Annotated in this window: 11 protein-coding genes; 5 read left to right on the top strand and 6 right to left on the bottom strand. The window is 72.0% G+C overall.

Features of this window, described 5'->3' with window-relative positions; genetic code table 11:
* Positions 1-137: 137 nt before the first annotated feature.
* Entirely contained in the window at positions 138-1,289 is a 1,152-nt protein-coding gene (locus HTZ77_RS05910) for a hypothetical protein (protein ID WP_175588376.1), read from the bottom strand.
* 281 nt (positions 1,290-1,570) lie between these two features.
* On the opposite strand from HTZ77_RS05910, the gene HTZ77_RS05905 reads away from it, so the two are divergent.
* The 3 genes from HTZ77_RS05905 to HTZ77_RS05895 all read left to right on the top strand — a co-directional run bounded on the left by HTZ77_RS05905 (position 1,571) and on the right by HTZ77_RS05895 (position 5,535).
* Complete coding sequence (locus tag HTZ77_RS05905; protein ID WP_328808461.1) at positions 1,571-2,734, top strand: thiolase family protein; 1,164 nt, start codon at positions 1,571-1,573, stop codon at positions 2,732-2,734.
* The gene (locus tag HTZ77_RS05900; protein WP_175588374.1) at positions 2,731-4,824 is read left to right on the top strand and encodes a 3-hydroxyacyl-CoA dehydrogenase NAD-binding domain-containing protein; all 2,094 of its coding nucleotides are present in this window, start codon (positions 2,731-2,733) and stop codon (positions 4,822-4,824) included. Before HTZ77_RS05905 ends, HTZ77_RS05900 begins: the two co-directional genes overlap by 4 nt.
* A 336-nt stretch (positions 4,825-5,160) precedes the next feature.
* The gene (locus tag HTZ77_RS05895; RefSeq protein ID WP_175588373.1) at positions 5,161-5,535 is read left to right on the top strand and encodes an SSI family serine proteinase inhibitor; all 375 of its coding nucleotides are present in this window, start codon (positions 5,161-5,163) and stop codon (positions 5,533-5,535) included.
* A 52-nt stretch (positions 5,536-5,587) separates the two neighbouring features.
* Here the strand turns inward: HTZ77_RS05895 and HTZ77_RS05890 are convergent, their stop codons facing one another.
* Positions 5,588-7,054 carry an amino acid permease gene (locus HTZ77_RS05890; RefSeq protein ID WP_328808437.1) on the bottom strand — a complete coding sequence of 489 codons (1,467 nt, stop codon included), beginning with the start codon at positions 7,052-7,054 and terminating at the stop codon, positions 5,588-5,590.
* A 64-nt stretch (positions 7,055-7,118) separates the two neighbouring features.
* Complete coding sequence (gene dxs, locus HTZ77_RS05885; RefSeq protein WP_175588608.1) at positions 7,119-8,999, bottom strand: 1-deoxy-D-xylulose-5-phosphate synthase; 1,881 nt, start codon at positions 8,997-8,999, stop codon at positions 7,119-7,121.
* A 147-nt stretch (positions 9,000-9,146) separates the two neighbouring features.
* On the opposite strand from dxs, the gene HTZ77_RS05880 reads away from it, so the two are divergent.
* Entirely contained in the window at positions 9,147-9,995 is an 849-nt protein-coding gene (locus HTZ77_RS05880; protein WP_175588372.1) for a neutral zinc metallopeptidase, read from the top strand.
* Between the two features lie 118 nt (positions 9,996-10,113).
* Complete coding sequence (locus HTZ77_RS05875; RefSeq protein ID WP_175588371.1) at positions 10,114-10,923, top strand: neutral zinc metallopeptidase; 810 nt, start codon at positions 10,114-10,116, stop codon at positions 10,921-10,923.
* 62 nt (positions 10,924-10,985) lie between these two features.
* Here the strand turns inward: HTZ77_RS05875 and HTZ77_RS05870 are convergent, their stop codons facing one another.
* From HTZ77_RS05870 to HTZ77_RS05860, 3 genes are read right to left on the bottom strand one after another with little or no spacing between them, the layout of a single operon-like run.
* The gene (locus HTZ77_RS05870; protein ID WP_175588370.1) at positions 10,986-12,248 is read right to left on the bottom strand and encodes an ROK family transcriptional regulator; all 1,263 of its coding nucleotides are present in this window, start codon (positions 12,246-12,248) and stop codon (positions 10,986-10,988) included.
* Positions 12,249-12,283: 35 nt separating this feature from the next.
* On the bottom strand, positions 12,284-13,546 hold the full coding sequence (locus tag HTZ77_RS05865; protein WP_175588369.1) for a sugar ABC transporter permease: 1,263 nt from the start codon (positions 13,544-13,546) through the stop codon (positions 12,284-12,286).
* Entirely contained in the window at positions 13,543-14,307 is a 765-nt protein-coding gene (locus HTZ77_RS05860) for an ATP-binding cassette domain-containing protein (RefSeq protein ID WP_175588368.1), read from the bottom strand. Before HTZ77_RS05860 ends, HTZ77_RS05865 begins: the two co-directional genes overlap by 4 nt.
* Positions 14,308-14,313: the final 6 nt, after the last annotated feature.

The following is a 14,313-nucleotide window of genomic DNA, read 5'->3' as shown; positions in this document are numbered from 1 at the left end:
GTCTTGCAGACCGGTCCCCGGGTCCGCATCCTTACATGCCCGGCCCCGTAAGGCCAGATCGGGGCCCGTCCGGCCCCCGGCGGCGCCGGATCCAGCCCGCCGGGCCGATCAGCTCGGCACCCCTCGACGTGACGGCGTCAGGCCCACGGGAAGAGGACGTCGAAGATCCCCTTCGAGGTCTCCGACGGGGTCGGGGCGGGCGCCTGGGTGGTGGCGGGCGCCTGGCTCGTCGCCTCGGCGGTGGGCTGCCGGCGCGGCTGCTCGGAGGTCTTCGTGTCCACCTCGTCGGTGCCCGTCGTGTCGCCGTCGTCGACGGTCGCCGGCTGCCGGGTGACCCTGGTGGTGGCGCGGGTCGTCGGCTGGCTCATGCGGGTGCGTGTGACGCGCGGCTCCGGCGTGCGCGTGACGCGGACCTTCACGGCGGTCGGCGTGGGAGCGGCGGTACGGGACGTGGTGCGCTCGGGCGTCGCGGACTCCTCCGGCTCGTCGGTGGCCTCGCCGGTCTCCTCGGACTCGGGGGCGGCCGTCTCGGCGGGCGCCGCGCTGACGCTGACGCGGCCGGCGCTGGCGCAGCGCTCCGTCGCGCAGGGGTCGTCGGAGGAGGTGCCGGTCAGCATCCAGCCCGCGCCGGCGCCGAGCACGACGACGGCGGCCGCGGCGGCCACCAGCACCTTGGTACGGCGGCGCACCTCCTTGTCCCCGGCGGAGGCGGCGTCGGCGCTCGTGTCGGTCCAGCCGGAGCCCAGGAACCCGCGCCGCGAGTCGCCGCCCTCCTCGCCGTGGGCGCCCTCGTAGCCCTTGTCGAGGGGCAGGTAGGCGGGGTCGTCGTGGTCGTCGGCGTCCTGGACGCGGTGGGAGCCGCTGTCGGCGTCGGCGTAGCCGTCCGCCTCGCCGGCGTACCGGTGGGCGCCGCTGTCCGCGTCCGCGTACCGGTGGGCGCCGCTGTCCGCGTCCGCGTACCGGTGGGCGCCGCTGTCCGCGTCCGCGTACCGGTGGGCGCCGCTGTCGGCGTCCGCGTACCGGTCGTCGGCGGGCTGGAGGTCGGCGTACGTGGCCGCCGTCCCCTCCTGCGCGGCGAACGCGGACGCACCCTCCTGCACGGGGTACGCGGGCGCACCGTCCTGCGCGGCGTACGGGCCCTCCTGGGACGCGTACGCGGAGGAGGCGTCCTGGGAGGCGTCCGGCATGATGTACGTCTCGTTGCCCGAGACCACGATGGCGGGCTGCTCGTCCGTGTCGTCGTTGCTGTACCGAGGTGACAGCACGTCGCCGGTCAGCTCCGGGTTCATCGGCCGTGCCTGACCGTCCTCGTACGACCTATCGTTCTCGTCGCGCGACACTCTGTGACCTCTCTAGTGCATAACTGTGCGCGACCTTTCCTAACAGACTCGACCCACCCTTGTCCGGAAATTTCACAGCATGCTCGCAGATTGTTCTCAACCTCATACGCACCAGGAGTTTCGTGGCTCTCGCCCGCCCGCGCCCCACGCCCTAGTTACCGACGAGTAGCATAGGCGCGACAGCAGTCCAGCAACGAGGAGCGAACCCCGTGCCTTCCTCTCGTGACGTCGTGTTCGTCGACGGCGTGCGCACCCCCTTCGGCCGGTCGGGGCCGAAGGGGCTGTACGCGGAGACCCGCGCCGACGACCTGGTCGTCCGCGTCATCCGCGAGCTCATGCGGCGCAACCCGGACCTGCCGCCGGAGCGCGTGGACGAGGTCGCGATCGCCGCGACCACCCAGATCGGCGACCAGGGCCTGACCATCGGCCGCTCGGCGGCGGTGCTGGCCGGTCTGCCGAAGTCCGTCCCGGGCTACGCGATCGACCGCATGTGCGCGGGCGCGATGACCGCCGTCACCACGGTCGCGGGCGGCATCGCGTTCGGCGCGTACGACGTGGCCATCGCGGGCGGCGTCGAGCACATGGGCCGCCACCCGATGGGCGAGGGCGTCGACCCCAACCCGCGTTTCCTGTCGGAGAAGCTCGTCGACCCGAGCGCGCTCGTCATGGGCATGACGGCCGAGAACCTGCACGACCGCTACCCGGCCATCACCAAGGAGCGCGCCGACGCGTACGCGGTGCTGTCGCAGGAGAAGGTCGCCAAGGCGTACGCGGACGGCAGGATCCAGCCCGACCTGGTGCCGGCCGCGATCAGGACGGCCGAGAAGGGCTGGGGCCTCGCGGTGGAGGACGAGGCGCCGCGCCCTGGCACCACCCTGGAGGGCCTGGCCGGTCTGAAGACGCCGTTCCGGCCGCACGGGCACGTGACGGCGGGCAACTCCTCCGGCATCAACGACGGCGCCACCGGCTGCCTCGTGGCGGCCCGCGAGGTCGCCGAGGAGCTGGGGCTGACGGCCAAGATGCGGCTGGTGTCGTACGCGTTCGCCGGCGTGGACCCCGAGGTGATGGGCGTCGGCCCGATCCCGTCCACGGAGCGGGCGCTGCGGCTGGCCGGGCTGTCGATCTCCGACATCGGGCTGTTCGAGATCAACGAGGCGTTCGCGGTGCAGGTGCTCGCGTTCCTGGAGCACTTCGGCATCGCCGACGACGACCCCCGGGTCAACCCGTACGGCGGCGCGATCGCCTTCGGCCACCCGCTGGCCTCCTCGGGCGTGCGGCTGATGACGCAGCTCGCCCGCCAGTTCGCCGAGCGCCCCGACGTGCGCTACGGCATCACCACCATGTGCGTCGGCATGGGCATGGGCGGCACCGTGATCTGGGAGAACCTGGCATGACGAACATCGACACCTGGCGCGCCCTGCTGAGCGAGCGCAGCACCGACGAGGTGGTCACCAAGGCGCTCGTCCGCGACGTCGAGCTGCCGTACGGCGCCGGCACGATGGCGCTCATCACCCTGGACAACGGCTTCGACCACACCAAGCCCAACACGTTCGGCCCGCACGGCCTGTTCGCCCTCAACGGCGCGCTGTCGGAGATCGCGGCCCGCAACGACCTGGTGGCGGTGGGCGTGACGGGCAAGCCGTTCATCTTCGCCGTCGGCGCCGACCTCAAGGGCGCCGGCTCGGTCGCCTCGCGCGAGGAGGCCCACGCGATCGGCGCGCTCGGCCACCACGTGTTCCGGCGGCTGGGCGAGCTGGGGATCCCGTCGTTCGCGTTCGTCAACGGCGCGGCCATGGGCGGCGGTCTGGAGATCGCGCTGCACTGCGCGTACCGGACGATCTCCTCGGGCGTCCCGGCGGTCGCGCTGCCGGAGTGCTTCCTCGGCCTGGTGCCGGGCTGGGGCGGCACGCAGCTCCTGCCGCGCCTGGTCGGCCCGGCGAACGCGATCAAGCTGATCATCGAGAACCCGCTGTCGCAGAACCGCATGATCAAGGGCGCGCAGGCGTACGAGCTGGGCGTCGCGGACGCCATGTTCGAGCCCGCCGACTTCCTGGAGGAGTCGCTGCGCTGGGCGGCCCGGGTCGTCAAGGGCGAGGTCACGGTCGAGCGGCCCGCGCGTGACGGCGACGACTGGGACAAGGCGGTCGCCGACGCCCGCTTCCTCGTGGACATGAAGCTGCGCGGCGCCTCCCCCGCGCCGTACCGGGCGCTGGACCTGGTGGCGCTGGCCCGCACGGCCTCGCGCGACGAGGGCTTCGCCGCCGAGGACGACGCGCTGGCCGACCTGCTGATGGGCGACGAGCTGCGGGCCGGTCTGTACGCCTTCGACCTGGTGCAGCGGCGGGCCAAGCGGCCGGCGGGCGCCCCGGACAAGTCGCTGGCCCGCAAGGTGACCAAGGTCGGCGTGGTGGGCGCCGGGCTGATGGCCTCGCAGATGGCGCTGCTGTTCGCCCGCCGTCTGGAGGTGCCGGTCGTCCTGACGGACCTCGACCAGGCGCGGCTGGACAAGGGCGTCGGCTACGTCCACGCCGAGGTGGACAAGCTGCTGACCAAGGGCCGGGTCTCGGCCGACCTGGCGAACCGGCTCAAGGCGCTGGTGACCGGGTCGCTGACCAAGGACGCGTTCGCGGACGCCGACTTCGTCATCGAGGCGGTCTTCGAGGACATGGCGGTCAAGAAGAAGGTGTTCGCCGAGGTCGAGGCCGTGGTGCCGGCCGAGTGCGTGCTGGCCACCAACACCTCGTCGCTGTCGCTGACCGAGATGGGCGCCGATCTGGCGCACCCGGAGCGGCTGGTCGGCTTCCACTTCTTCAACCCCGTCGCGGTGATGCCGCTGCTGGAGATCATCCGCGGGGCGTCGACCGACGACGCGACGCTGGCCACCGCGTTCGCCGTCGGCAAGGCCCTGAAGAAGTCGTCGGTGCTGGTGAAGGACGCCCCGGCGTTCGTGGTCAACCGGCTGCTCACCCGGTTCATGGGCGAGGTCATCGGGGCCGTGGACGAGGGCACGCCGCTGGAGGTGGCCGAGCACGCGCTGGACGACCTCGGACTGCCGATGACGCCGTTCGCGCTGCTGCAGCTCGTCGGGCCGGCCGTCGGGCTGCACGTGGCCGAGACGCTGCATGCGGCCTTCCCCGAGCGGTTCGGCGTCTCGGCGGGCATGGCGAAGCTGGTCGCCTCGGGCAAGCCCGGCGTGTACGCGCCGGACTTCTCGCTCGACCCGGAGGCCGTGGCGCTCTTCGCGGGCGGCGACGCGCCGTCCACCGCCGAGGAGGTGCGGCGGCGGGTGCTGGAGGCGCTGGCCGAGGAGATCCGGATCATGCTGGACGAGGGTGTGGTGGCGGCCGCGCAGGACATCGACCTGTGCATGATCCTGGGCGCTGGCTGGCCGTTCCACCTCGGTGGCGTCACGCCGCTGCTGGACCGCGCCGGGTTCGCCCGGCCCCGCTTCCTGCCGCCGGGCGTGGCCTCCGTGCCCGCCTGACCCGCGCACAGCACGACAAGCCTGACCCGCGCACAGCACGACATGCCTGACGCGCGCACAGCACGACATGCCTGACGCGCGCACAGCACGACATGCCTGACGCGCGCACAGCACGACGAAGGGGACCCGCGAGCGCGGGTCCCCTTTTCTGCGTCCTTTGCCGCTCCCCTGCCGGCCGGCCCTATCACATGGTCGAATCGGGGACGATCCATGGCCGCCGCCGTCGGGGCCGCCGGGTACGACACGAGTGCACAGACGGCACACCAGCCCCACCGGTCACACAGCTCACGGGCGTCGTGGGCCGGGCGGGCCGTGCCCCCGACGGAGAGGACAGGCATGAGATCGCTCAAGGTAACCGCGCTGTGCGGGGCCTTCCTGATGGCGGCCGCCCTGCCGGCCATGGCGGCGCACTCGCGGGCGTCCCTGCGGATCACGGTGACACAGCACGGCTACGCGCCCACGACGTACGAGCTGGAGTGCGACCCCGACGGCGGCGACCACCCGAACCCCGAGGTGGCCTGCGACCGGCTGCGCGCGGTCGAGGGACGGCTGTCGGCGCTGCGCCGCTCCAACAGCGCCTGCCCGCTGACCTCCGAGCCGTACAGGGTGTCGGTGGAGGGCAACTGGCGCGGGCGCAACGTCGCCCTGCACTCGACGTTCGCCAACCAGTGCCGGGCCAAGGCGGCGGGCGCCGGGGTGTTCGCCTTCTGACGGGCGTGACGGCCTCGGGTGCGGGGCCGGGAACACCGGCCCCGCACCCTCGCTAGCGGGTCTGCCGCGCCGCCGTGACGCGGCTGTGGCGGAAGCCGTAGGTGAAGTACAGCACCGCGCCGATGACCATCCAGATGAGGAACCGCAGCCACGTCTCGACCGGCAGGTTGAGCATGAGGTAGAAGCAGGCCAGCACCGACAGGATCGGCAGCACCGGCACCAGCGGCGTGCGGAACGCGCGCGGCAGGTCGGGCCGCGTGCGCCGCAGGATGATCACGCCAGCCGACACCACCACGAACGCGAACAGCGTGCCGATGTTGACCAGCTCGGCCAGCGCGCCGAGCGAGATGAACCCGGACAGCAGCGCCGACACGACGCCGATGATGATGGTCAACCGGGCCGGGGTGCCGAAGCGCGGGTGGACCTTGGCCAGCGGGCGCGGCAGCAGCCCGTCGCGGCACATGGCGAACAGCACCCGGGTCTGCCCCAGCATGAGGATCATGACCACGGTGGTGAGCCCGGCGATGGCCCCGATGCTGATCAGCCCGGCCACCCACTTCTGGCCGACCGCGGCGAAGGCGTCGGCGAGCGGGGCCGAGGTGCTGAGCTGCTTGTAGTTCTGCATGCCGACGACGACCAGCGAGACGGCCACGTACAGGACCGTGCAGATGGCCAGCGAGCCGATGATGCCGCGCGGCATGTCGCGCTGCGGGTTGATGGTCTCCTCGGCGGCGGTGGCGACGATGTCGAAGCCGATGAACGCGAAGAACACGACCGCCGCGGCCGAGAAGATGCCGATCACGCCGTACGCGACGGGCGTGATGCCGAACAGCACCTGGATCAGCGGCGCCTTGAGCCCGGCGACCTGCTCGGTGGCCTGCGCCGGCGGGATGAACGGCGAGTAGTTGGCGGCGTTGATGTAGAACAGCCCCGCCACGATGACGAGCAGGATGACCGCGACCTTGATCGCCACGATGACCTGGTTGACCCGTGAGGACAGCTTGATGCCCGCCACCAGGATCGCGGTGAGGATGAGCACCACGATCATGGCCGGCAGGTTCACCACCGGGTCGTCGCCGGCGATCGCGGCCGGCAGCGGCAGGCCGATCGAGGACATCAGCGACGCGAAGTAGCCCGACCAGCCGACCGCGACCACCGCGGCCGCCAGGGCCATCTCCAGCATGAGGTCCCAGCCGATGATCCAGGCCGGCAGCTCGCCGAGGGTGGCGTAGGAGAAGGTGTACGCCGAGCCCGCCACCGGAATGGTGGAGGCGAACTCCGCGTAGCACAGCGCCGCCAGGCCGCAGACGATCGCGGAGACGACGAAGGAGATGGCCACGGCCGGTCCGGCCGTCTGCTTGGCCACCTGTCCGGTCAGCACGAAGATACCGGTGCCGACGATCACGCCGATGCCGAAGACGGTCAGGTCTACGGCGGTCAGGCGCTTGCGCAGCCGATGCTCCGGTGCCTCGGTGTCGCTGATGGACTGCTCAACCGTTTTCGTGCGAAGGATGTCCACGAGTGTGACCTTGCCCACCCTCGCGGGCATCATGCTTTCCCGATCGCACGAGGCGGCGCCGCGCTCAGTTGCGGGTGGAGGGGCTCCTGACCTGCTGGTCCCTGCGGGCGACCGCCTCGGTGATCTGGCGGGCGAGGTCCTGCCCGGTGAGCCCGACGCGGCCGAGGATCACGGCCCGCTTGGCGTGGTCGAGGAACTCCTGCGGGATGCCGAACGTGCGGACCGGCACGTCCACGTCGGCGTCGCGCAGCAGCCGGGCCACCGCGTCGCCGACGCCGCCGACGCGGCCGTTGTCCTCGACGACCGCGACCATGCGGTGGGCGCCGGCCGCGAGCACCAGGGCCTCGTCGAGCGGCTTGACCCAGCGCGGGTCGACGACGGTGGCCGAGATGCCCTGGGCGTCGAGCAGCACCGCGGCGTCCAGGCACGCCCGGGCCATCGGGCCGACGGCCACGATGAGCACGTCGGCGTCGCCGGTGCGCAGGACGTCCATCTCGCCGAGCTTGCCGACCGCCTCGACCGGCTCGGCCACGGGGCCCTTGGGGAAGCGGACGACGGTGGGGCCGTCGGTGACGGACACGGCCTCCTCCAGCAGCTCGGCCAGGCGCCGGCCGTCGCGCGGCACGGCGATGCGCAGGCCGGGCACGACCTGGAGGATCGACAGGTCCCACATGCCGTTGTGGCTGGCGCCGTCGTCGCCGGTGACGCCCGCCCGGTCGAGCACCACGGTGACGGGCAGCCGGTGCAGGGCGACGTCCATGAGGAGCTGGTCGAAGGCGCGGTTGAGGAAGGTGGCGTAGACGGCCACGACCGGGTGCAGGCCGCCGAGCGCCAGGCCGGCCGCGCTGGTCAGCGCGTGTTGCTCGGCGATGCCGACGTCGTAGGTGCGCTCGGGGAAGGCGTCGCGGAAGGCGGCCAGGCCGGTCGGGTGGAGCATGGCGGCGGTGATCGCGACGATGTCCTCGCGGTCCTTGCCGAGCCGGACCAGCTCCTCGCTGAAGACGTCGGTCCAGATGCGGCCCTTGGGCTTCTCGGCGCCGGTGACCCGGTCGAAGGCGCCGGGCGAGTGGAACTGGTCCTCGTCGTGGTTCTCGGCCGGGGAGTAGCCGCGGCCCTTCTGGGTGAGGGCGTGCACGATGACCGGGCCGCGGAAGTCGCGGGCGGTGCGCAGGGCGGCCTCCATGGCCTGCTCGTCGTGGCCGTCGATGGGGCCGACGTACTTCAGGCCGAGGTCCTCGAACATCACCTGCGGGGCGAGGATGTCCTTGACGCCCTTCTTGAAGCCGTGCAGGGCGTCGTACAGGACCGGGACGTTGCCGATCTTCTCCTTGACGTACTCGAGGAAGTCCTCGTAGCGGCGGGTGACCCGCAGCTTGGCCAGGTGGGAGGCGAGCCCGCCGATGGTCGGCGAGTAGGAGCGGCCGTTGTCGTTGACGACGATGACGACCGGCAGGTCCTTGACCGCGGCGATGTTGTTGAGCGCCTCCCAGGCCATGCCGCCGGTCAGCGCCCCGTCGCCGATCACGGCGACGGCCGTGCGGTCGCGCTCGCCGCGCAGTTTGAACGCCTTGCCCAGGCCGTCGGCGTAGGACAGGGCGGTCGAGGCGTGGGAGTTCTCCACGAAGTCGTGCTCGGACTCGGCCTGGCTCGGGTAGCCGGACAGGCCGCCCTCCTGCTTCAGCGCGCCGAAGCCGGCCAGGCGGCCGGTCAGGAGCTTGTGGACGTACGCCTGGTGGCCGGTGTCCCAGATGATCGGGTCGCGCGGGGAGTCGAAGACCCGGTGCAGGGCGATGGTCAGCTCGACCACGCCGAGGTTGGGCCCGAGGTGCCCGCCGAAGCGGGAGCAGGAGTCGACGAGCAGGTCGCGGATCTCGTTCGCCAGCCTCGGCAGCTCCTCGACATCGAGCCGTTTGACGTCGTGCGGTCCCTCAACCGAGCCCAGCAACCCGCTCACGGATGCGATCCCCTCTGCTTCTTGGCACCAGTGGCTTGAAGTCTAGTTCGTGGACGTCCTGCTGACTCCATCGAGTCAAATCCACACGCATTTGTCCGATCTTGACCTAGTCTTGCCTACACTATGAACACTCTCCCCATGCGGAAACTGACGACAGTCCTGGCCACCGGCGTTCTGGTCTCGCTGGTGGGCGTGGGCACGGCGTCAGCCCAGTCCGACCCCGTCGCTTCCTCCGGACAGCAGGCCCAGAGCCCGGCCCAGGCGGCCCAGGCGCTCGCCGCGCCGCCGCGCGGCCGGACGGCCGCCACGGCCAACCCGCTGTACAGGACGGGCACCCTCGCCGACTCCCACTGTTCTCCCGGCGGCCTGCCCAAGGGCAGCACCGCCGCGTACAAGCGTTTTCTGACCCGTGTGACGAACTGCCTGAACGCCTCGTGGTCCACGCAGTTCCGCAAGGCGAAGCTGCCGTTCAGCAAGCCGCGCCTGCGCATCATCACCCGCAAGCTGCGCACGCCGTGCGGCCCGTGGAGCCCGGGCGCCGACGGCATCTACTGCTCCACCGACCGCACGATGTACATGCTGGTGACCAAGACGCAGCTGCGTGACCCGTTCGCGCTGGGCATCACCCGCCTGATGGCGCACGAGTACGGGCACCACGTGCAGAACATCTCCGGCATCTGGAGCTACTACTGGCCGGCCCGCGCCCGCGCCTCCAAGGCGGGCCAGCTGCAGCTCTCGCGCCGTTCCGAGCTGCAGGCCGAGTGCTTCTCCTCCGTCTTCATGCGCACGATCGAGGACACCCTCCCGATCGACCCGGCGCAGTGGGACTACACGGTCGACTGGTTCCGCAAGAACGGCGCCAAGGCCTGGCCGCAGAACGACCACGGCAAGGGCTCCTCGCAGGCGTTCTGGATGAACCGCGGCTACGGCTCGGCCTCCCCGGGCTCCTGCAACACCTGGGCCGCCTCGGCCCGCGCGGTCGCCTAGCCGGCACTGCCTCATCGGCGCGGTCGTGTCCCTCCAGGGACGCGGCCGCGCCGTGCTTTTACCGCGTTTCCCCAGACAGCCCACCAAATCACCACCAACTGGTCTAGTATCCGCGATCGTGCGTATTCCCCTTGTCGCAGCGTCGGTCTGCGTGATCGCGGGCCTCGGCCTCCCCGGTACGGCCGGCGCGCAGACCGCGGCGGGCGCCCCCACGGCACAGACGGCGTCCGGCGTCCCCCACGCGGCCGCGGCGCCCCCCGCCGTCCTCGCCGAGAACCGGATCTACCGGTCCGGCACCGCCTCCCCGCTGTCCTGCCCCATCCCGGAGATCCGGGAGGGCAGCGCCGCCTCGCTCAAGACCTTCCACCGGGCGATGGCCCGCTGCGCCGACCGCTTCTGGGCCGCCCGGTTCAAGGCCGCCGGCCTGGCGTACACCTCGCCCAAGGTGACGATCACGACGGGCAGCTCCTCGGTCTGCGGCAAGATCACCAGCAACGGCGCCCAGTACTGCCCCGCGCAGCGCACCGTCGCCATCCGCATCATGAAGCGGGACCTCACCGACCCGTTCAAGATGAACATCGCCCACTCCGTCGCCCACGAGTGGGGCCACCACGTGCAGCAGCTCACCGGCATGCTGGACGAGCAGAACCGCCTCTACTGGCGGGCCCGCGGCGGCGCCCGCTCCATCGTCAGCCACCGGCTGGAGATGCAGGCCGAGTGCTTCGCCGGCGTCTTCTACAGCGTCGCGCTCGACTCCATCGACCCCGGCATCACCTGGGACCAGTGGATCGGCGCCGTCCGCGAGGCCGAGGAGAGCAAGGTGCACGGCAAGCCGCGCAACCTCGCCTACTGGCAGAACCGCGGCTACACCAGCGGCTCGGCCGGCTCGTGCAACACCTGGAAGGCCTCGCTCGCCCGCGTCTCCTGACCCGCGCCCGGCCGTCCGCCCGCGTCCCCGGCCGCGCCTCCCCCTCATGCGAGGGGAGGTCCTCAGCCGGTGACGCGGGCCAGGACCTCCAGCGGATCGGCCAGGACATGGGCGAAGGCCAGCTCGGCCGCGCCGACCAGCGTCGCGTCGTCGGCCAGGGCCGAGGTGCGCAGCCGCAGCCGCTCACGCTGCGGGCCCATCGCGTGCGTCGCGAGCCGGCTGCGCACCTGTGCCGCCGACCCCAGGTACACCTCACGCAGCATGCCCCCGAAGATCACCATCTCGGGGTTGAAGATGTTGACCAGGTTGGCCACGCCCAGACCCAGCCAGCCACCCACCCGCTTGAGCGCCTCCTGCGCCACGATGTCCCCCCGATCGGCCGCGTCCACCACGGCCCGCACCGCGTCCCGCCCCTGACGCCTTGTGCCGTCCCCCGGCTCCGGAAGGCCGTCGCGCGCGGCCGCACGACTCTCACCGCGCGCGGCCGCACGACCCGCCGCCTCCAGGAGGGCGCGCTCCCCCACCTCGGCCTCCAGGCAGCCGCGCGAGCCGCACCCGCACGGCTGCCCGCCCGGGTTGACCACCATGTGGCCGACCTCGCCGCCGTAGCCGTCGTGCCCGCCGAGCAGGTGCCCGCCGGTGATGATGCCGCCCCCGATGCCCACGTCGCCGTGCAGGTAGATGAGGTCGCGCACCCCGACGGCCACGCCCCGGCTGTGCTCGGCCAGCGCCGCCAGGTTGGCGTCGTTGCCCACGCTCACCGGCAGCCCCAGGCCCAGCCGGCGGCCCAGCTCCTCGCCGAACGGCACGACCTTGGCCCCCAGGTTCGGCCCGAACATGATCACACCGTCGTCCTTGCGCACGCCGCCCGAGACCGCCGCGGCGGCGCCCACGCACACCGTGTCGGCGCGCGTCTTGCGGCGCATCTGCCGGGCGAACCCGGCCAGCGTCCCGGCCAGCTCGTCCAGGTCGAACGGCCCGCGCCGGCGCGCCGTCTCCCGGCGGTCGAGGATCGCCCCGCCCAGCCCGACCCGGGCCGCCGCCAGCCGGTCGGGGCCCACGTCGAAGGCGAACACGTAGACCCGCGACGACTCCGGCCGCACCACCAGCGATGGCCGGCCGGCCCGCCCGGTCTCGCGCGGCAGCTCCTCCCGCACCAGCCCCGCGGCGGTGAGGTCGGAGGTCAGCGCCATGATGGTGCTGCGGTTGAGCCCCATCTTCGAGGTGAGCTCGGCGCGCGAGATCGGCCCCCCGAGGTGGACATGGCGAAGCAGCGCGCCGAGGTTGTGGCGCCTGATGTCCTCCTGCGAGGGGCCGGCACGCATCGTCTGAGCATCCTTGAACGACGGGAAGTCGCTGATCACCTTAGACCAGCGGCGGCCGCGCGCTTGCGGGCCAGGGCGTCGACCCCCGCCGCGAGCAGCAGGACGAAGCCGGTGACCAGGTACTTGACGCTCGAACCGTACTGCATGAGGGCCATGCCGTTGTCGATGACCGCGATGACGGCGCCGCCGAGCACGGCGTCGAGCACCCGGCCCTTGCCGCCGAACAGGCTCGTCCCGCCGATCACCGCCGCGCCCACCGCGTACAGCAGGACGGAGCTGCCGCCCGTGTTCGGGTCCACCGAGCTGGCGCGGGAGGCGGCCACGATGCCGCCGACGGCCGCCATGGCGGAGCAGATGACGAACGCGCTCACCCGGATCCGGTCGACCGCGATGCCCGCCCGGCGCGCCGCCTCGGCGTTGCCGCCGACCGCGTACACGTGCCGGCCGAACGCGGTGCGCCGCAGCACGAACGTCCACACCACGAGCAGCGCCAGGATGACCGGCACGACGATCGGCACGCCCTTGAGCGAGGCGAACGCCGGGTTGAAGCTGCGCTCCAGGTTGAGCGCGTACACCGCTCCGCCCGCGAGGACGGCCAGGGCGCCCACCCGGGTGGCGATGAGCGACGGCGGGTCGGCCACCAGGCCGCGCGCGGCCCGCTTGCGCGCCCGCACCACCTGCAGCCCCGCGTACGCGAGCACGCAGGCCGCGTAGAGCGCCCAGCCGAGCGCCGGCGGCAGGTTGCGCTGCGCGACGGCCTTGATGACGGGGTCGTTGATGGAGATGTTCGTGCCCTCGTTCACCAGGACCAGCACGAGGCCCTGGAAGGCGAGGAACGCGGCCAGCGTCACCACGAACGACGGGATGCCGACCTTGGCGACGATGGCGCCGAGCACGGTGCCGATGACCGCGCCGGTGACGATCGCGGCGAGCACCCCGACGTACCAGGGCAGCCCCATGTTGGTGAGGGTGACCGCGAGGACGGCCGCGCAGACGCCGCTGGTGAAGCCCGCCGACAGGTCGATCTCGCCGATGAGCAGCACGAACACCAGGCCCATGGCGATCACGGTGATGGCCGCGCCCTGGGTGAAGAGGTTGGCGAAGTTGATGGCGGTGAGGAAGGCGGGCCGCGCCAGCGCGAACGCCGTGCACAGCACCAGAAGCCCGAGGACGGCGGGCAGCGCGCCCATGTCGCCGGCGCGCACCCGCTCGGTGTAGGCGCGGGCGCTGTGGGCGATCGACGGCGAGCGCACGGCCGTCGCGACCGCCTCGCCGGGGAGTTCCTTGACCTTGCTCATGCCACAGCCCCGTTCTTGAGGCCGAGATCTCCGCTCCGGCCGGAAGTGATCAGTTCGACGACCTGGGCGTGCGTCACGTCGGCGGTCCTGACCTGGGCGGCCATCCTGCCGAGGTAGAGCGCCGCGATCCGGTCCGAGACGGCGAAGACGTCGTTCATGTTGTGCGAGATGAGCACGACGGCCAGGCCGTTGTCGGCCAGGCGGCGCACCAGCTCCAGCACCTGCGCGGTCTGGGCGACGCCGAGGGCGGCGGTCGGCTCGTCGAGGATGACGACCTTGCTGTCCCACAGCACGGCCTTGGCGATGGCGACGGTCTGGCGCTGGCCGCCGGACAGGCTGGAGACCTGCTGGCGGATGGACTTGACCGTGCGGACGGAGAGGCTGTTCAGGGTCTGCTCGGCGAGCTCCTCCATGGTGTCCTCGTCGAGAACCAGGCCCCGGCGGCGCTCGCGGCCGAGGAACATGTTCTGGACGATGTCCAGGTTGTCGCAGAGCGCGAGGTCCTGGTAGACGATCTCGATGCCGAGCTCGCCCGCGTCGCGCGGGCCGTTCACCTGGACCGGGCGGCCGTCGAAGACCAGCTCGCCGTTGTCGATGGGGTGGATGCCGCCGATGCACTTGACCAGCGTCGACTTGCCGGCGCCGTTGTCGCCGACGAGGGCGGTCACCTCGCCGGCGTGGGCGGAGAACGTCACGTCGTGCAGGACCTTCACGGGGCCGAAGCTCTTGTCGATCCCGCGCGCTTCGAGCAGGGGGGTCATGGGTCT

It is taken from the genome of Nonomuraea montanisoli (assembly GCF_013363975.1).
In the GTDB taxonomy this organism is placed as follows: Bacteria; Actinomycetota; Actinomycetes; order Streptosporangiales; family Streptosporangiaceae; genus Nonomuraea; species Nonomuraea montanisoli.
Note: the sequence above shows the minus strand (reverse complement) of the source record. Positions and strands in the feature narration are given on the sequence as shown.